12 protein-coding genes are annotated in these 17212 nt (G+C 59.7%); 6 read left to right on the top strand and 6 right to left on the bottom strand.

What is annotated here, in order from left to right; genetic code table 11:
- Positions 1 to 2 precede the first annotated feature (2 nt).
- Together dapA and smpB are read left to right on the top strand one after the other, a co-directional pair.
- Positions 3 to 914 (top strand): 4-hydroxy-tetrahydrodipicolinate synthase, encoded by a 912-nt coding sequence (gene dapA, locus GKO01_RS07025; protein ID WP_099286431.1) that lies wholly within the window; start codon positions 3 to 5, stop codon positions 912 to 914.
- Between the two features lie 8 nt (positions 915 to 922).
- Positions 923 to 1420 carry an SsrA-binding protein SmpB gene (gene smpB, locus GKO01_RS07020; protein ID WP_062031523.1) on the top strand — a complete coding sequence of 166 codons (498 nt, stop codon included), beginning with the start codon at positions 923 to 925 and terminating at the stop codon, positions 1418 to 1420.
- A gap of 134 nt (positions 1421 to 1554) precedes the next feature.
- Here the strand turns inward: smpB and GKO01_RS16470 are convergent, their stop codons facing one another.
- Positions 1555 to 2250 carry a cold-shock protein gene (locus GKO01_RS16470; RefSeq protein WP_099286430.1) on the bottom strand — a complete coding sequence of 232 codons (696 nt, stop codon included), beginning with the start codon at positions 2248 to 2250 and terminating at the stop codon, positions 1555 to 1557.
- Positions 2251 to 2527: 277 nt separating this feature from the next.
- Between GKO01_RS16470 and GKO01_RS07010 the strand changes: the two genes are divergently transcribed.
- Positions 2528 to 3529 carry a lipid A deacylase LpxR family protein gene (locus tag GKO01_RS07010; RefSeq protein ID WP_099286429.1) on the top strand — a complete coding sequence of 334 codons (1002 nt, stop codon included), beginning with the start codon at positions 2528 to 2530 and terminating at the stop codon, positions 3527 to 3529.
- Positions 3530 to 3584: 55 nt separating this feature from the next.
- Here the strand turns inward: GKO01_RS07010 and GKO01_RS07005 are convergent, their stop codons facing one another.
- Both GKO01_RS07005 and recG read right to left on the bottom strand, forming a co-directional pair.
- Positions 3585 to 5288, bottom strand: a complete 1704-nt coding sequence (locus GKO01_RS07005) for a putative bifunctional diguanylate cyclase/phosphodiesterase (RefSeq protein WP_099286428.1) — start codon at positions 5286 to 5288, stop codon at positions 3585 to 3587.
- Positions 5289 to 5363: 75 nt separating this feature from the next.
- The gene (gene recG / locus GKO01_RS07000; protein WP_099286427.1) at positions 5364 to 7493 is read right to left on the bottom strand and encodes an ATP-dependent DNA helicase RecG; all 2130 of its coding nucleotides are present in this window, start codon (positions 7491 to 7493) and stop codon (positions 5364 to 5366) included.
- Between the two features lie 72 nt (positions 7494 to 7565).
- Here recG and mfd point away from each other — a divergent pair, with 72 nt between their 5' ends.
- On the top strand, positions 7566 to 11087 hold the full coding sequence (gene mfd / locus GKO01_RS06995) for a transcription-repair coupling factor (RefSeq protein ID WP_099286426.1): 3522 nt from the start codon (positions 7566 to 7568) through the stop codon (positions 11085 to 11087).
- Here mfd and GKO01_RS06990 read toward each other — a convergent pair.
- The gene (locus tag GKO01_RS06990; protein ID WP_099286425.1) at positions 11076 to 11939 is read right to left on the bottom strand and encodes a DUF2125 domain-containing protein; all 864 of its coding nucleotides are present in this window, start codon (positions 11937 to 11939) and stop codon (positions 11076 to 11078) included. The genes mfd and GKO01_RS06990 overlap by 12 nt on opposite strands.
- Before the next feature lie 102 nt (positions 11940 to 12041).
- Here GKO01_RS06990 and GKO01_RS06985 point away from each other — a divergent pair, with 102 nt between their 5' ends.
- Together GKO01_RS06985 and GKO01_RS06980 are read left to right on the top strand one after the other, a co-directional pair.
- Complete coding sequence (locus GKO01_RS06985; RefSeq protein ID WP_099286558.1) at positions 12042 to 12860, top strand: DUF1217 domain-containing protein; 819 nt, start codon at positions 12042 to 12044, stop codon at positions 12858 to 12860.
- 78 nt (positions 12861 to 12938) lie between these two features.
- Complete coding sequence (locus tag GKO01_RS06980; RefSeq protein WP_099286424.1) at positions 12939 to 14354, top strand: pyridoxal phosphate-dependent decarboxylase family protein; 1416 nt, start codon at positions 12939 to 12941, stop codon at positions 14352 to 14354.
- Here GKO01_RS06980 and GKO01_RS06975 read toward each other — a convergent pair.
- Both GKO01_RS06975 and GKO01_RS06970 read right to left on the bottom strand, forming a co-directional pair.
- Positions 14320 to 16191: a cobaltochelatase CobT-related protein gene (locus tag GKO01_RS06975; protein ID WP_099286423.1), complete on the bottom strand. Its 1872-nt coding sequence runs from the start codon at positions 16189 to 16191 to the stop codon at positions 14320 to 14322. The two genes, GKO01_RS06980 and GKO01_RS06975, sit on opposite strands and share 35 nt — an antisense overlap.
- A gap of 4 nt (positions 16192 to 16195) precedes the next feature.
- Positions 16196 to 17212: an AAA family ATPase gene (locus tag GKO01_RS06970; protein WP_099286422.1), complete on the bottom strand. Its 1017-nt coding sequence runs from the start codon at positions 17210 to 17212 to the stop codon at positions 16196 to 16198.

The raw sequence follows: 17212 nt of genomic DNA, 5'->3' as shown, positions 1-17212 counted from the left end.
CCATGACAGAAGACGGAACAATGGCTGACACGAGCATGTATCAGGGATCGCTGACGGCTCTGGTGACCCCGATGCATACGGACGGGCGGATTGATTTCGACGTCTCGGCCAAGCTGATCGAGCGTCAGATCGACGCTGGTACAACGGCACTGATCCCCGCCGGAACGACGGGTGAAAGCCCCACACTTTCGCACGAAGAACATAGCCGTGTTGTCGCGCACTGTGTCGAGACGGCGAATGGTCGGGTCCGCGTCATGGCGGGCGCTGGCTCCAACAGCACGTCTGAAGCCGTCCTGATGGCGAAACATGCTCATTCCGTCGGCGCGGACAGTCTGCTGGTCGTGGTGCCGTATTATAACAAGCCGTCGCAGGAAGGGCTGTATCGCCACTTCATGACGATTGCGGATGCAACGCCCCTGCCGATTTTCCTGTATTGCATTCCTGGTCGATCGGTTGTCGACATTTCGGTGGCGACCATGGCGCGTCTGGGAGAACATCCCAATATCGTTGGAACAAAGGACGCCACGGCCAATATGGCCCGACCGATTGCTGTGCGCCGGGCGGTGGACAAGCCCTTCAACCAGCTTTCTGGTGACGACAATACCGTTCTATCGTTCCTCGCTGCGGGGGGCGACGGATGTATCGGCGTGACGTCGAATGTCGTGCCGCATCTGTGCGCGGACATGCACTTGGCTTGGCAGGAAGGGCGGATCGAAGATGCGATCGCCATTCAGGACCATCTGACCCCGCTCCATGACGCGATGTTCATGGAAAGCAATCCTGGGCCGGTCAAGTACGCGATGTCACGGCTTGGTCTGTGCGGTGCAACCCTGCGCTTGCCGCTGGTCGAGCCTCAGGAAGCGACTCGTCTGGCTATTGATGAAGCCTTGCGCGCTCTCGAACTTTTGGACTGAGCGCAGGTATGGCGGGAAAGAAAACCAAGAGCGGCATGATTTCTCACGGCATTGCCGCACAGAATCGCAAAGGTCGATTTGACTATACGATTCTGGAGACGACCGAAGCCGGGATTGTTTTAAAGGGGCCGGAAGTTAAAAGCCTTCGTCTTGGACGCGCGACGATCACGGAGGCTTATGCGGCTGAGCGTGACGGCGAGATCTGGCTCTTCAATTCCTATATTCCTGAATATCAGGGCGGTGTGCTCTCGCGTTTCGAGCCGCGAGCACCACGCAAACTCCTGATGCACCGCAAACAGATCGTGCATTTTCTGGATTCGGTTAGTCGTGCGGGTGCCAGTCTTGTCCCGTTAGATATTCACTTTAATGATCGTGGAATGGCGAAAGTGACCCTTGGTCTGGGTCAGGGACGTCGCAAGGAAGACAAACGGCACGCCATTGCCGAGCGGGACTGGAAGCGGGATAAAGCTAGGCTGGTCCGCAGTAGTGGTAAGGATTACGGGTAAGAACCTCGAAAAGGCCGGATCAGATCCGGCTTTTTTTATGGCCTGAGACAGCGCTCGTAATTCTGGGCACAAAAAAAACCGCTGCAGCAGAAGCTGGCAGCGGTTTTTTTTACTCAGACCGAAGTCCGGGTCATTCAGTCAGCGCTGATTTCAGCCGCTTCCGGACCCTTCTGGCCCTGAACAACCTTGACGTTGATCGTCTGGCCTTCGTCAAGCGTCGGCAGGCCGGAGCGCTCGAGAGCGGAAGCATGGACGAAAATGTCCTTGCCACCGGATTCCGGCGTGATGAAGCCGAAGCCCTTCGTGGCGTTGTACCACTTGACCGTGCCACGCATGTCTTCAGCGCGGGACAGGTCGGGAGCCGGACGGCCCGGACGAGCAGATGCGCCACCGAAGCGGGGCTGATCGCCGAAAGCAGCGCGCGGACGCGGTGCTTCTGCCGTGCTCTCGTCAACGGAGAGAACTTCAGCGACCTGACGACCCTTCGGGCCCTGACCGATGCGGACCACGACGGTCGCGCCCGGGTTCACGGCGCTGACACCAGCATTGGTGAGAGCGTTGGCGTGCAGGAAGATGTCGCCCGAGCCATCGGAGAGTTCAACGAAACCGAAACCCTTTTCGGTGTTGAACCACTTCACGCGGGAGCTGATTTCCGGGCCGGAAGCTGCGACGAAGCTGTTGCTGCGACGAGGTGCGCCGTAGCCGCCGCCACCATTTCCACCACCAAAGCCTCCACGGTCGCCATAGGACGGCTGGGACGAGTATGTGTCGTCAAACCCGCCGCGGCGAGGTGAGTTGAAGCTGCTGCGGTCGGTTCTGTTGTTTCTCAACGGTCTAATCCCGAGACTGGGGTGCCATGATAGGGCGGACCCTGTCGTGACGTAATTTCAAAAATTTGGAAAAAAACGATGCTGCTTTTCTCCTGAAATAAGCTGTAGCACGGTTTTTTCCTTCTCTGCCACAGGGAATATCAGGCTGAAACAGAACTCGCGCGAATTTTAAGATTGTGATGTGTCCTGCCGACACTTTGATTTCGGTCTTGGAAATGACATACACACGTTCTCCAGTACTTGGTGGTCCCGGATCCCGCGCGTAACAGAGGTGCCCATGCGAAGCAGACTGACTTTTTCTATTGGAGCCACTGCCGTGTTGGCGTTGTCGTCATCCGCTATGGCAACGCCGTTGCAGGATCCTTATGGAACCTGGACCGTTCAGGGTGAGAATGATGCGATTTCTACTCTGAAAGGCACGTCGGATCAGTACTATACGTCTGGTCTGCGCATCAACTGGACGTCCGGAACCGATAATCTGCCGCGCCCGATTGCAAAGCTGAACCGTATCCTGATGGGAGAGGGCGTTCAGCGCATCAGCATCGGTTTACAGCAGATCATTGATACGCCGCGCGATACGCAGGCTGACAACCCGCCGCAGGGTGACCGTCCTTATGCGGGCCTGCTGCTGGGAACGGTCAATCTCATCAACGACACTGATCTTTCCCGGACTGTTATGGGAATTCAGTTTGGTATGCTCGGCCCGGCAGGACTCGGGCGTCAGGTCCAGAACGGGTTTCACAAGGCCATCAGCGACACCCCGAGCACGGGCTGGGGACATCAGCTTGCGAATCAGCCGATCTTTCAGGTTCAGGCCGGGCGGATCTGGCGTCTGCCGGTTCTGGATGTCTATGGTATTCATGCAGACGTGCTGCCCGCGATCTCGGGCGCTGCGGGTGATTACCGGACCTATGCCGATGTGGCGACCACGTTCCGTATCGGTCAGGGGCTCGACAGCGATTTCGGCAATGCGACAATTGGACCGGGACTGGATGGAACGGATGCGTTCCGTGCGACTCGACCTTTTGCCTGGTATTTCTACGGTGGCGTGGAAGGTCAGGCCGTGGGATATGACGTGACCCTTCAGGGCAGTACGGTTCGTCCCAATGCGCCGCATGTGAACAAGATCTGGGATGTGGGCGAGGTTCATGCCGGTATTGCAGTGATGTGGCACGGTGTGCGCCTGTCTTACAGCCAGAATTGGCAGACAGCGCAGTTCCAAACTCAAAAAGCAGGTTTGTTCAACTATGGATCGCTCAAACTTTCTGTGAAATTCTAAGCTGCTGCGACACACGATCCAAAAAGGCCGCCTTCCAGAGAGAAGGCGGCTTTTTTTATGTCATGGCAGGGTGTGGAACGTGGCTATCGCGGATTGGTGCACCCAGAAGATAGCCCTGGACTTCCTCACAACCATTGGCATCCAGCAGGGCCATCTGGTGTTCGGTTTCCACGCCCTTTGCGCAACAGGTGATGTTCAATGATCGTGCCAGAGACAGGATAGCGTACATCACTTCGTCAGCGCGCATGTCTTCACCCAGATACTGGACAAAGCCGCGATCGAGCTTGATCTGATCCAATGGATAAATCCGCAGGCGCTCTAGGGAAGAATATCCAGCTCCAAAATCATCTATGGCAAGGCGCACGCCGAGCGCGCGAACTCGGGAAAGTTCACGAAAAGCGATATCGGACGGCCCGAATGGCCGGCATTCAGAAAGTTCGATCTGTAGTCGGCCAGGAGGAAGACCTGTCTCTGTCAGAACAGTATCGACAAGAAGAGCGAGCCGTTCGTTGACTAGCCAGACGGGTGAAACATTCACACAAACCCGCAATGGCGTAGGCCAGCGCAGAGCAGCCAGACAGGCATTGCGCAGACTCCAGCTATCGAGTGCTTCGATGATGCCGGCTTCTTCCGCATAGCGGATGAACAGGTTCGGGGCGACTTCGCCATGTCCGGGGCGGATCCAGCGCAATAACGCTTCATGACCAACGATTTTTTGGGATTCCGTATCAACGATAGGCATCCATTTGAGGAAAAGCGCACCGTCCTCGACGGCTTTGAGAAGATCCTGCTCGAGATTGGATGAGATGGCGTAGGTATTGGTGAGTTCTGCATTCGCGCGCCGCTCATGCCCGCCCCCGGTGCGGTTGGCTTCAGTCAGAGCAGCGCGTGCGGCGAGAATGAGCTGGTTTGCATCTTCGGCATCCTGCGGATAGACGCTCCAGCCTGCAGAGATTGAGAAGGCAACTGCCCCCATTTCCAGAGAGACGGGTGTACTGGAAATCTGCAGAATCGCATGGACCAGAGAGCGGGTGGTAACAGCCGTTGTCCCTGGTGGGGTAAGAACCATGAAGTGGCCGCCCCCGATCGAACTCAGGAAAGCGCCGTCCGGCAGGACGGACTTCAAGCGGCGGATCATTTCCGCAAGAATAAGGTCAGCCGTGTCCCACCCGTAACGCTCGTTGATCAATGAGAGATGATCGAGATTAAGGTGGATGAGGCTGAAAACCGCACGACGGGAAAGTTTTCCAGTTTTTTCGATAAACTGGTTCAGAATCAGAAGGCTTTCTTCGCGGTCGGGAAGGGACGATCTTCCTGCCTGTTCCAGAGCTTCACTGGAAAACTGGCTGGCAACGCCTTGCAGGGCGCTTTCAGCTGCAGATGAAAAATTATTGCCTTCCAGACGGAGGGCTATGAGAAACTGTTTGGGGCCATTGTCATGTGCCTGATTCGCAATGGGTATTCCGATAAGCGACCAGTCTTTAAAAAACGGGCACGCAAAAACGGTTTTGCCGTCCCATCTGCGTTCTGCGTCAAGGATGATATTGCCTGCGTCCACCTTGTGCAGAGCGACAGGGAGGCTTCCTGCGGACTGGAGAACGACTGGTGTCCCATTTGCAGAAATGTCGAGCAATGCGACTGCTGAGCCGCCCGTTGCGGGCAGAAGCAGGCGAAAGAGCAGGGATCGACGTTCTGAAGAGGCGCCAGAGTATTCGTGCTTTGTCTTCTCCTGAGCGTCTCTGGCAGGACTGCTCCCCATTCGTGGACTCCATGAAATTCGGTTGAACGCATTACTGATAAATTCACAGTATTATATCGGCACGAATTTTTCTGTCTAACCGGAAATCAGAAGTCTGTCGGGGTCGTTGCGGTCGAATATTTCGAGCAGAATTTTGAGTGCATGGCCTCGCGCACCAGTGAGTTGCGGGTTGCGGACGATTTCGCGTTCGCTGTCCTGCTGCATGGCCGTCAGCAGCAGCGCAAGACGGGCGCCCTGTGCCAGACGGAAACCGGGAAGACCGGACTGGCGGTCTCCCGCAATGTCTCCACCACCCCTGATCCGGTAGTCTTCGTCAGCGATCAGAAAACCGTCATTGGTGTCGCGTAGAAGGCTCAGACGCCTTACAGCAGTGGGCGTAGCAGTCCGGTCATGGAGCAAGAGGCAGAAAGACTGTTTCGAACCGCGCCCAACGCGACCGCGAAGCTGATGAAGCTGGGCAAGGCCGAAGCGTTCGGCCTGTTCGATCACCATGACGGACGCATTGGGGATGTCCACGCCGACTTCGATGACGGTTGTGGCGACAAGAAGCCGCGTTTTTCCGAGACGGAACGTATCTAGGGCTTCCTGACGAACGGTAATGTCCTGTTTGCCGTGTGCGAGACCCACAAGCCCCTCAAACCGTTGCTCCAGCGAAGCCCAGCGCTCCTCTGCAGCCGCCGCGGCCTGTGTTTCGCTGTTTTCGATGAGCGGGCAGACCCAGAAAACCTGCACGCCATCACGCAAAGCCCTGCTGATGCCTGCAAGGACGCTGTCGAGCGAGTCCATGCTGTGCAGAGTCGTGCGGATCGGCTGGCGGCCGGGGGGTTTTGAGTCCAGACGGCTGACGCTCATCTCGCCCCATTCCATGAGCTGGAGCGTGCGGGGGATGGGCGTTGCAGTCATGATAAGAATGTCCGTCGCGTCCCCCTTGGCGCTCAGGTTCATGCGCTGACGGACGCCGAATCGGTGTTGTTCGTCAATGACGGCGAGGCCGAGATCGTGGAAGGTCACGCCGTCCTGAAACAGGGCGTGCGTCCCGACGACGATCCTTGCCGTGCCATCCGCGATGGCCGCGAGTACCTTGCGCCGGGCTGCGCCTTTGATCGTACCGCTCAGATAGGTGCATTCCGTCGGGCAGAGGCGGGAGAGTGTTTCGAAATGCTGGCGGGCGAGGATTTCGGTCGGCGCCATGAGTGCAGCCTGAGCGCCGGATTCCACGACCTGAAGCATCGCGTTCATCGCGACGAAAGTCTTGCCCGCGCCGACATCGCCCTGAAGCAGACGCATCATGGGCGTCGACGCCGAGAGATCGGCGGCGATTTCGGCAATCGCCATCGTCTGGGCATGGGTGGGTTTGTGCCCAAAGCGCCGGAGCATTTCATCCTGAAGCGCGCCGGTGCCACGAAAGCTGCGCCCATGTCGTTCGCGGGCTTTGAGACGCGCGAGCCCGAAGCAGAGCTGATCGGCCAGCAGTTCGTCGGCGGCAAGGCGGGACAGCGCACGGTTGCGGACCGGCTCCCACGCAACGTCCGGCGGGATGATCTCCGGCGATTGCATCAAACGCAGAGCCTGCGTGAAGGACGGCCATTTCCGCTGGGTAACGAGGGCCGGGTCCAGCCATTCCGGCAGGTCGGGCAGGAGACCCAGCGCAGCGCGCATCGCCTTGCGGACCGTATAGGGGAAAAGCCCGGCGGTCAGCGGCCAGACGGGTTCGAGCGAGGGGAAGCTGTCGCGTTTGGCCCAGTTCACGACATGATCGGGCTGCGGCATCGTCAGCTCGCCCTGAAAGCTGCCGGTTTTGCCAGACACCAGTAGTTCGGCGCCCACGGTCAGGCTGGGCATGTTCCGCGTCTGGAAGAAGACCAGATCTAGTGCTCCGGTATCGTCTTCGGTACGGATAATGGAGGGCTGTCCCGGACGTCCGGCTTTGCGCAGGGCAACGACACGGACATGCGCCGTCAGGATTTCGCCGGGGGCGAGATTGTGTCCGTCCGCAACTGTGCGCAGAATGCGTCGGTCAACCACCCGTTCGGGCAGGGTGAAAAGCAGGTCCAGCACCTTTCGGCCGCCCGCGATCTTTTCCAGCAGGCTGGCATGCCTTGGCCCAATTCCGGGCAGGCTCGTCAGCGGCGCAAAAAGTGGAGCGAGCGCATGCTCTGTTTCGGAGCTGGGATCGGCAGGGGACGGGAACTGGTCGGACGGCATCGTGACAACGGGTGCTTCCCGTGCTCCTCGGGCTGACAGGCGATGGAACGGAAGGTATAGGGCATGAGCAGGATGGAACAAAACGAAACCATGACCCGTGAAATGTCCACAACGTCCTTCGACAGGTCTTTCGGACCGACTGTCTGGGGCGTGCCCGATGGCAGCGTGGCCTTTCTTCTTCGTCAGCGCCTTGCCGAGCATGACGGACCACTGCTTCACGTCGCGCGCGATGACGCCGCCGTGGCCGCGCTGGCGGATATGCTGGCGTGGCTCATGCCCGAAGTTGAAGTTCTGCGGCTGCCGGCCTGGGACTGTCTGCCCTATGACCGCGTTTCGCCCAATCCGGTTCTGATCGCCGAACGAGCCGGGACGCTGTGCCGGCTGCTGGAGCCCACGAAGGCGCAGCGCATTGTCCTGACGACCGTGCACAGCCTGATCCAGCGCGTTCCTCCGCGTTCGGCGTTCCGGGGACAGTCCATCAGCGTGAAGACGGGCGAGAGCCTCGATCAGGCCATGCTGATCGAACTGCTGGTGGCCAATGGTTACACCCGGACCGATACGGTCATGGAAGCGGGCGAGTTTGCGACACGGGGTGGCATTTTCGATCTGTTCCCGGCGGGTGAAAGTGATCCGATCCGGCTCGATCTGTTCGGAGACGAGGTCGAGAATATCCGCGCGTTCGACGTCGGAACGCAGCGCTCCACCGAAACGCTGAAACGCTTTGAACTGCGACCGGTGTCCGAGTTCTCGCTGGGCCCCGACAGCATCAGCCGCTTCCGTACTGGCTGGCGCGATTCGTTCGGCCCTGCGGCGACGTCCGATACGATTTACGAGAATGTTTCGGACGGTCGACGGTATCCGGGGCTGGAGCACTATCTACCGCTGTTCCATGACGGCGACGGCCATCAGATGGAGACGCTGCTGGATTATCTGCCGGGTGGTGCAGTCAGTTTTGACCAGCACGCACCGGAAATCCTCAAAGCGCGGCTGGATATGATCGCCGATCATTATCAGGCCCGGCGTGTTCCGACGCGCGAAGGCGAAATCCCGTACCGTCCGTTGCCGCCACATCGGCTCTACCTGGATACACACGGCTGGGAATCGATGCTGGCGGATGTGCCGTCCGTCATTCTCAATGCGTTCGCCATGCCGGATGCGGCACAGGGCGTGGATGCGGGATACCGGCCTGGCCCGTTGTTTGCGCGCGCAAAGGACGGAACCCGGGCAGGGATGTTTGAGGCTTTCGGACAGCAGGTGAAAAGCTGGGCCGAAGCCGGGCGGCGGACCTATGTTACGGCCTGGAGCCGGGGCTCGCGGGAGCGGATTTCGCATCTTCTGGCGGAGCATGGCGTCACCGTCACGTCCTATGACGACTGGCCGGATGCGGCGGGAATGCCGAAAGGCACGACCGGCCTGCTGACGCTGGGGCTGGAACGCGGGTTCGTTTCGGACCGTCTGTGCTTCGTCTCCGAGCAGGATCTGCTGGGCGAGCGGATTTCGCGTCCGCCGCGCCGCCGCAAGCGCGGAGAGCAGTTCATCTCGCAGGTTGGCGAGATTGCGGAAGGCGATCTGGTCGTTCATTCCGATTACGGGATCGGGCGGTATGTCGGGCTTGAAACGGTCGTCGAAGGCCGGGTCGCGCATGACTATCTGTCGATCCTGTACGACGGGGAGCAGCGGCTTCTTCTGCCCGTCGAGAATATCGAACTCCTCAGCCGTTTTGGTTCCGAGCAGGCGGGCGTTCAGCTCGACAAGCTGAGCGGAACGGCGTGGCAGGCCCGCAAGGCCAAGATGAAGTCCCGCATCCGCGTCATGGCGGGCGAGCTGATCAAGACGGCAGCGGCACGCGCCATGAAAGATGCGCCAACGCTCGCACCCGCCGAAGGGTTGTGGGACGAGTTCTGCGCCCGTTTCCCGTTTATTGAAACGGAAGATCAATCCCGCGCGATTGCGGATGTGCTCGAAGACATGAGCGCCGGGCGCCCGATGGATCGGCTGGTCTGCGGCGATGTGGGTTTCGGCAAGACGGAAGTCGCCCTGCGGGCCGCGTTTGTCGCCGCGCTTTCAGGGATGCAGGTCGCGGTCGTGGTGCCGACAACGCTGCTCGCCCGTCAGCATTTCCGCAGCTTCACGGCACGTTTCGAGGGCTTTCCGGTCAATGTGGTGCAGCTTTCGCGTCTCGTTACGCCTAAGGAGGCTACGAAGGTCCGCGAGGGCATGGCGAACGGCACGGTGGATATCGTCGTTGGCACCCATGCGCTGCTGGCCAAGACCGTGGCATTCGAGCGTCTGGGCCTGCTGATCATCGACGAAGAACAGCATTTCGGTGTCTCTCACAAGGAACGCCTCAAAGCGCTGCGCGAGGATGTGCATGTCCTGACGCTCTCCGCCACGCCGCTGCCCAGAACGCTTCAGCTTTCGCTGTCCGGTGTGCGCGAAATGAGCCTGATTGCGACGCCGCCGACGGACCGTCTGGCGGTCCGCACGTTCATTACGCCCTTCGACAGCGTCATGATCCGTGAAGCCATCCAGCGTGAGCGCTTCCGCGGTGGTCAGATTTTCTGTGTCGTGCCGCGTCTGGCAGATATGGACAGGATGGCCGAGCGTCTGGCCGAAATCGTACCGGACGCCAAAACCGTACAGGCGCATGGTCGCCTGACACCGACCGAACTCGAACGTGTCATGACGGAGTTCGCAGACGGGAAATACGATATCCTGCTCTCCACCAATATCGTGGAAAGCGGGCTGGACATGCCCAGCGTGAATACGATCATCATTCACCGTGCGGACATGTTTGGTCTGGGGCAGCTCTACCAGCTTCGCGGGCGCGTGGGGCGTGGCAAGCAGCGCGGTTATGCGTATCTGACCTGGCCGCAGACGCGCCCGCTCTCGGCATCCTCGGAAAAGCGGCTTGAGATCATGCAGACGCTGGATTCGCTCGGGGCCGGGTTCACGCTGGCGTCCCACGATCTGGATCTGCGAGGTGCTGGCAACCTTTTGGGGGACGAACAGTCCGGGCATATCAAGGAAGTCGGGATCGAACTCTATCAGCAGATGCTGGAAGATGCCGTGGTCGACATGCGTCGTGAGCGTGGCAAGCGTCTGGAGGAAGAGGATAGCTGGACCCCGACCATCATTCTGGGCCTGCCTGTCCTGATCCCAGAAACCTATGTGCCGGACCTGCCGGTGCGTCTGGGGCTGTATCGCCGGATTGCGTCTCTGACGAACGAGGCCGAAGTCGAGGCGATGCGCGCGGAACTGGTGGATCGCTTTGGGTCACTTCCGCCCGAAGTCGGCAATCTGTTGGATGTGGTTCTGATCAAGCGTCTGTGTCGCGAGGCTGGGGTAGAACGTCTGGAAACCGGGCCGAAGGGCATGGTGATCCAGTTCCGCCGCAACCGGTTCGGCAACCCTGCTGCGCTGATTGACTGGGTAACGCGCAAAAAGGAATCGGGCGTAAAAATCCGGCCCGATCACAAGCTTGCGGTCATCCGCGAAATGACGAACGCGACCCGCATTGGCTATGCCAAGAAGGTCACGACCGTTTTGTGCAAAATGATCCGCAAGCTTGAGGTCGAGACATCAGGGGACTGAGAACGGCAGCGGGATGCGGTTGACGGTTACGACGCCGCCGCTCAGCCCAACGTCCCACAGGGTCGTATCGCCGTTTTGACGACCCATCAGTCGGGCAATTGTGAGTGCGGCTACGACCTTCTTGGGGGCCGTATCACGGATCTCGCCAATGAGGGTATCGACGTTCGTCACGCCGATATGCAGGTCCGCCGCTGACGTGGATGCAGTGGGGCCGGGGTCGATGGTGCCCTTGCCGTCGATGGCGCTGCTACCCGTAACGGCATGTAGGGAGTTGATCGTGATCTGCTGGCGGGCTGTGTCGAGGCCCTGAACCGTCAGATCCGCCGAAAGCTGCGTGGGCATGAGTGGCTGCTTGGTGTCGTGGATGCCGCTGCCCTCAACCTTCAGGCGCAGATCCGGCGTCGTCTGGACCGCCTGGATCGACGCCTTGCGGATCGTCATGTCGTGACCGGGGCGAGCGAGCGTCACGTTCGCCCATGTGGCTTGCGGAGTGCCGTCACGGATGTCGCTGCTATTGATCATCAGGCTCTGGTCCTTGCAGGCAGGACTGATGCCGCCGCGAAAAGCGCTGAGTGCGGCATAGGCGGCAACTTCATTGAAACGCTCCAGAGTTGCGGTCTCGACATGGCCGGAAGGGTCGGAGAGCGTCACGCCATGAATGTCGAGCGTGATATCCGTTCCGGTCAGCGCGGCATGCAGGGTCTTTGCCGTCAGTCCATGTGCAGTGTTCTGGGTGCCGCCCAGTTCATAGGTCATACATGAGGCGGGAATGCTGGCGGGTGTGGACGCTCTGGCCATGATGGGGGTCAGGAGTGCGGCCGTCGCGGCGAGCAGGGTAAGACGCAGGGACATGAGGGGGTTCCGGACTGTGGAGAGAGAAAAGAAGCGTTAAGACCGTATTAGGGAATGAAGGGGTAAAATAATGGCACCTCCTCCTCTTTCGGAGAAATGCGCGTGTCGTTTTCCATTTCTGCCATGCCCGCCATTCCGCAGTATGTCTCCATCATCAAGGATGAAGAGTCTTCAGCGAACAAGTGGGAAAAAACAAGCGTTTCCACCCAGCAGGCGGTTACAGCGTTCCAGAACGATGCGTCTTCAATCAAGACCCCGCAGCAGCTTCTGAAAAACTACAAGGCCCTCAAGGTCGTGCTGGGCGCTTATGGCATGTCTTCGGCAATCGGCGAGACGGCCGTTTTGACGAAGCTGATGACGCAGGACCCGACATCAGCCAAATCCCTGGCCCAGACCAGTGGCAATTCGTCTTGGAAGGCATTTGCGAAAGCGTTTTCCGACTGGTCAACGTCTCCACTGGCCTCTGCCGATACCATTCAGAAAATCACCCAGAACTATCTGACCAATAGCTACGAAGACAGTCTGCAGACGGAAACGCCGGGTCTGGGGGATGCGCTCTATTTCACCCGGACCGCCAAGACGGACATGACGCTTGAAAACGTGATGGCCGATCCGAAGCTCCTGAAAGTGGCGGAAGTCGTGTCCGGCTTCGATACAACGCAGTTCGGTGCGTTGGACTACGATCAGCAGGTGCGTCTTCTTGGCTCCAAACTCGATCTGTCCAAACTCAGTACGACCAAAGGAATCCAGCAGTTCGCCCAGCAATATCTGGCGCTGTTACAGATTCACCCGACGAAGACCACGACCCCCGCAAGTATGCTGACTCTCTACGGAGGAAGCGGCTCCACGACCAGCATTCTCTCCCTTTTTACGGGTGATAGTTCAGATAGCAGTTCTTCCCTGTATTCGATGCTGTTCTGAACCTCTCTCTGACGTGACATCCTGTGTGCGGCCCTGTATCGCAGACACCTGACGGATTTCAGGTGAAGGGATATTTTCATGGCCGGACTGGACCCCATGGACTGGCACGGCATCCGTGAGATCGGGCATCGGATGCTGGATGAGGTCTTTGACCGGATGGAGCATGTGGGTGAAGGTCCGGTCTGGCGACCGATGCCACCTGCTGCCCGACAGAGCCTGAAAGAAGGTCTGCCGGAAAAGGGACATTCCCTCGACGATCTTTATGGCCGCTATCAGGAACTTGTCGTGCCTTATGGCGTGGGAAATACCCATCCCGGTTTCATGGGATGGGTGCATGGAGCAGGAACGCCGGTCGGTATGCTCGCTGAGATGCTGGCCGGAGGGCTGAACGCGAATTGTGGTGGACGCGATCACGCGCCGATCGAAGTCGAGCGTGAGGTGATCCGCTGGGCGTTGCAAATGGTCGGTATGCCTGAGGACGGATCGGGTTGTCTGGTGACGGGGTCATCCATGGCCAACTTCATCAGCGTCATTACGGCGAGCCGCGCACAGGATCTTGCGATCCGCAAGGATGGGATAGGAGGTCGTGGGCTTGTCGGCTATGCCGCAACGACAGCGCACGGATGCCTGCCGCGGGCGTTTGATCTGGCGGGGCTCGGCAGCGAGGCACTTCGGCGTGTGCCGGTTCTGGCTGATCATCGGATGGATGTCGGGGCATTGTCCGACATGATCGCAGCGGACCGGAAAGCGGGTTTTGTGCCGTTTATGGTTGCGGGTACGGCGGGTACGGTTGATTGCGGGGCGATTGATGATCTCGTTGCGATCGAGGCTGTCGCTCGTCAGGCCGGGCTCTGGTTTCATGTGGATGCGGCCTTTGGAGCACTGGCCTGTCTTTCGCCCCGATTCAAAAAACAGCTTTCCGGCATCGAAAAAGCAGACAGTCTGGCGTTCGACTTTCATAAATGGGCGCAGGTTCCTTACGACGCGGGCTGCGTGCTGGTGCGTGACAGCCGCAAGCATGCCGCGGCCTTCGCACAGTCCCTCGATTATCTCGTGCGTGAAGAGCGTGGGCTGGCCGCAGGAGCCCCGTGGTTTTGTGATTTCGGCCCGGATCTGTCGCGTGGGTTCAGAGCCCTGAAGGTCTGGATGACGCTGGGCCATTACGGGTCCGAGCGTATGGGAGACATGGTCGAGACGTGCTGTGATGTCGCAGCCAATCTGGCGCGGCGTGTAGAACAGACCGAAGGGTTGGCTCTACTGGCACCCGTGACGCTGAATATCGTCTGTTTCGGACTCGACGGTCTGGAAGATGCCGAAGTCTCGGAACTGGTGCAGGACCTGCATGAAAGCGGGATCGCCGCGCCGTCCACGACAAGGATCAACGGTCGGCTGGCGGTGCGGGCGGCGATCGTCAATCACCGAACCACAACCGCCCATACCGACCGGATGTTGGACGCCGTTATCGCGCTGCGCGACGACCGGTTGAAGGCGTGAACAGCGCGCTGAGTTGGGCCATCATGGTTCCGCCGAGGTCTTCGGCGGAGCTGATGGTGACGCTGTTGCGGTAATAGCGCGTCACGTCATGCCCGATGCCGATGGCCAGAAGCTCCGTGCCCCGGTCCGCTTCGATCCGGGCAATCACCTGACGCAGATGGTCTTCCAGATAGTTGTGCGGATTGGCCGAGAACGTACTGTCATCAACCGGCGCGCCATCTGAAATCACCATCAGGATATGGCGATGCTCCGACCGGCGGCGCAGGCGCTTCCAAGCCCAGAGCAGGGCCTCGCCGTCGATATTTTCCTTCAGCAATCCGTCACGCAGCATCAGGCCCAGGTTGCGCCGGGCCCGTCGCAGGGGCGTGTCTGCATCCTTGTAAATAATGTGGCGCAGATCGTTCAGGCGTCCCGGATGGGCCGTGCGACCGCTCTTGAGCCAGCGTTCACGGCTCTGTCCGCCCTTCCATTGCCGCGTGGTGAAGCCGAGAACCTCGACCTTCACGCCACAGCGTTCGAGTGTCCGGGCCAGAATATCGCCGCAAATGGCGGCCGTTCCGATGGGACGACCCCGCATGGAGCCTGAATTGTCGATCAGGAGGGTGACGACCGTATCGCGGAACTCGGTCTCACATTCGTGCTTGCAAGAGAGCGGCAGGGTGGGATTCGTGACGACGCGGGAGAGGCGTCCGGCATCAAGAATGCCTTCTTCCTGCTCAAACTCCCAGCGGCGCTGCTGTTGCGCCATGAGGCGGCGTTGCAGTCGGTGCGCGAGGCGAGAGACCAGACCATGAAGCTGGGACATCTGCTGATCGAGTTTCTGGCGCAGACGGTCCAGTTCGTCCGGATCGCACAGATCGGAGGCGTTCACTTCCTCGTCGAAATCCGTGGTGTAGGCTTTGTAGGTGTTGAGGGCTTCGGACGGACCTGTTTCCGCCTGCTGATCCGAAGGCCCAGCAGCTTCTTCCGTGCCATCTTCCGACATTTCAGCTGAGTCCGTGGCTTCGCTTTCGCCCGAAAGGCCGGTTTCGCCACTTTCGGGCTGATAGCCGTCTTCTTCTTCCGTTGCGGCCGGAGCCTGCTGATCCTGCCCTTCGGTTTCCGGAGCGTCGCTTTCGGTTGTCTCTTCCTCATCGGACGGCAGATCGGACGGCGCGGTTTGCTCTTCGTCTTCATCCGGAACGGTCGTGAGCTGGCACGCTCCGAGGAAGCGGGTGGTGGCGCGCGCAAAGGCCGTCTGATCGCTCTGGGTGCGGGCCATGTCGGCGAGGGCGGCCTTTGCTGCAGGTGTGAGGGCCGCGCGCCACTCATCGAGCGCAGGTCCGGCCTGAACCGGCATCGGATGGCCGCTCATGGCTTCACGCGCGAGCAGATCCAGCGCCACGGGAGCTGGCATGTCCTCCCGCGTTTTCATGCGGTTGCAGCCGATTTCGGCGCAATGTTGGGCGAGTTTCTGCTCCAGATTGGCGCGGACGCCCGCCATGTGGCGGGAGCCATAGACTTCGCAACGCGCCTGCTCCAGCGCATCGAAAGCCTGCCGGGCTACGGGTTCAGCCGGAGCGTTTGTATTCCGGTCCGCATGATACCGCATGCGCAGAGCGGTAGCGTCCGCGGCTCCCCGGATCTTGCGAATTTCCCAGTCGTGCATATGGCGCGACAGATAGGGAAGCTCCACATTTCCGGCTTCTGGCGCGGTTTTGCGGTTTCCGCTGACGGCACCCTGAAAATCCACGCCCTGTTCCGGCGCACCACCCATGGCGCGTAGGGTGGCGATGGTGGCCTGACGAAAGCGTTCCTGCCGGTCTTCGTCGGTGAGGGAAGTCTGGGGAGCGGACAAGGGATCAGGCCAGTGGCGAGGCGTTGAAGCAGCGCTGGTAGTATTCCGCCACGATTCCGCGCTCGGCTTCATCACATTTGTTGAGGAAGGTCAGGCGGAAAGAAAATGCCACATCATTGAAAATACGATTGTTTTCGGCCCAAGCGATCACTGCGCGCGGGGACATGACGGTTGAGATATCCCCGGCCATAAATCCGGCGCGCGTGAGGTTCGCCAGTGCGACCATGCGCTCAACAAGCGTCGTGGCCTCCTGATTGTCCGCCGGGATTTTCAGCTTGGACGTGACGATGCTGACTTCCTGTTCCAGAGGCAGATAGTTCAGGGTAGCGACGATGTTCCAACGGTCCATCTGGCCCTGATTGATCTGCTGCGTGCCATGATACAGGCCTGTCGTATCGCCCAGTCCGACCGTATTGGCGGTGGCGAACAGACGGAAAGCAGGGTTCGGCCGGATGACGCGGTTCTGATCCAGCAGCGTCAGATGGCCTTCCGCTTCCAGCACGCGCTGGATGACGAACATCACGTCGGGACGACCGGCATCATATTCGTCAAAGATCAGTGCGCACGGATGCTGGAGACACCAGGGCAGCAGACCTTCGCGGAACTCCGTGACCTGCTTACCGTCCTTGAGTACGATGGCGTCCTTGCCAATCAGGTCGATCCGCGAGACGTGACTATCGAGGTTGATGCGGACGCAGGGCCAGTTCAGGCGCGCTGCGATCTGCTCGATATGGGACGATTTGCCGGTGCCGTGGAAGCCCTGAACCATGACGCGGCGGTTGAAGGCGAATCCGGCCAGAACCGCGCGGGTCGTATCTTCGTCGAACTTGTAGGACGGGTCGATGTCGGGGACATGTTCCGTGCGGACGGAGTAGGCCGGAACCTGTATGTCCGTGCGGATGCCGAAGATTTCTGCCGAGGAGACCATGAGGTCGGGCGCGCCGAGAACGCTGGTCGGGACCGAGGAGTTTTCAGCGGTGGTCACGGCTTCCGGGGTATCAATCGTCGCGAAATCACTCAT

It is taken from the genome of Gluconobacter kondonii (genome assembly GCF_002723995.1).
GTDB classification, from domain to species: domain Bacteria; phylum Pseudomonadota; class Alphaproteobacteria; order Acetobacterales; family Acetobacteraceae; genus Gluconobacter; species Gluconobacter kondonii.
Note: the sequence above shows the minus strand (reverse complement) of the source record. Positions and strands in the feature narration are given on the sequence as shown.

What these genes read in the sequence shown, in the direction of transcription:
- dapA (WP_099286431.1), top strand. Translation starts at nt 3, where the DNA reads ATGACAGAAGACGGAACAATGGCTGACACGAGCATGTATCAGGGATCG.
- smpB (WP_062031523.1), top strand. Translation starts at nt 923, where the DNA reads ATGGCGGGAAAGAAAACCAAGAGCGGCATGATTTCTCACGGCATTGCC.
- GKO01_RS07010 (WP_099286429.1), top strand. Translation starts at nt 2,528, where the DNA reads ATGCGAAGCAGACTGACTTTTTCTATTGGAGCCACTGCCGTGTTGGCG.
- GKO01_RS07005 (WP_099286428.1), bottom strand. Translation starts at nt 5,288, where the DNA reads ATGGGGAGCAGTCCTGCCAGAGACGCTCAGGAGAAGACAAAGCACGAA.
- recG (WP_099286427.1), bottom strand. Translation starts at nt 7,493, where the DNA reads ATGCCGTCCGACCAGTTCCCGTCCCCTGCCGATCCCAGCTCCGAAACA.
- mfd (WP_099286426.1), top strand. Translation starts at nt 7,566, where the DNA reads ATGGAACAAAACGAAACCATGACCCGTGAAATGTCCACAACGTCCTTC.
- GKO01_RS06990 (WP_099286425.1), bottom strand. Translation starts at nt 11,939, where the DNA reads ATGTCCCTGCGTCTTACCCTGCTCGCCGCGACGGCCGCACTCCTGACC.
- GKO01_RS06980 (WP_099286424.1), top strand. Translation starts at nt 12,939, where the DNA reads ATGGCCGGACTGGACCCCATGGACTGGCACGGCATCCGTGAGATCGGG.
- GKO01_RS06970 (WP_099286422.1), bottom strand. Translation starts at nt 17,212, where the DNA reads ATGAGTGATTTCGCGACGATTGATACCCCGGAAGCCGTGACCACCGCT.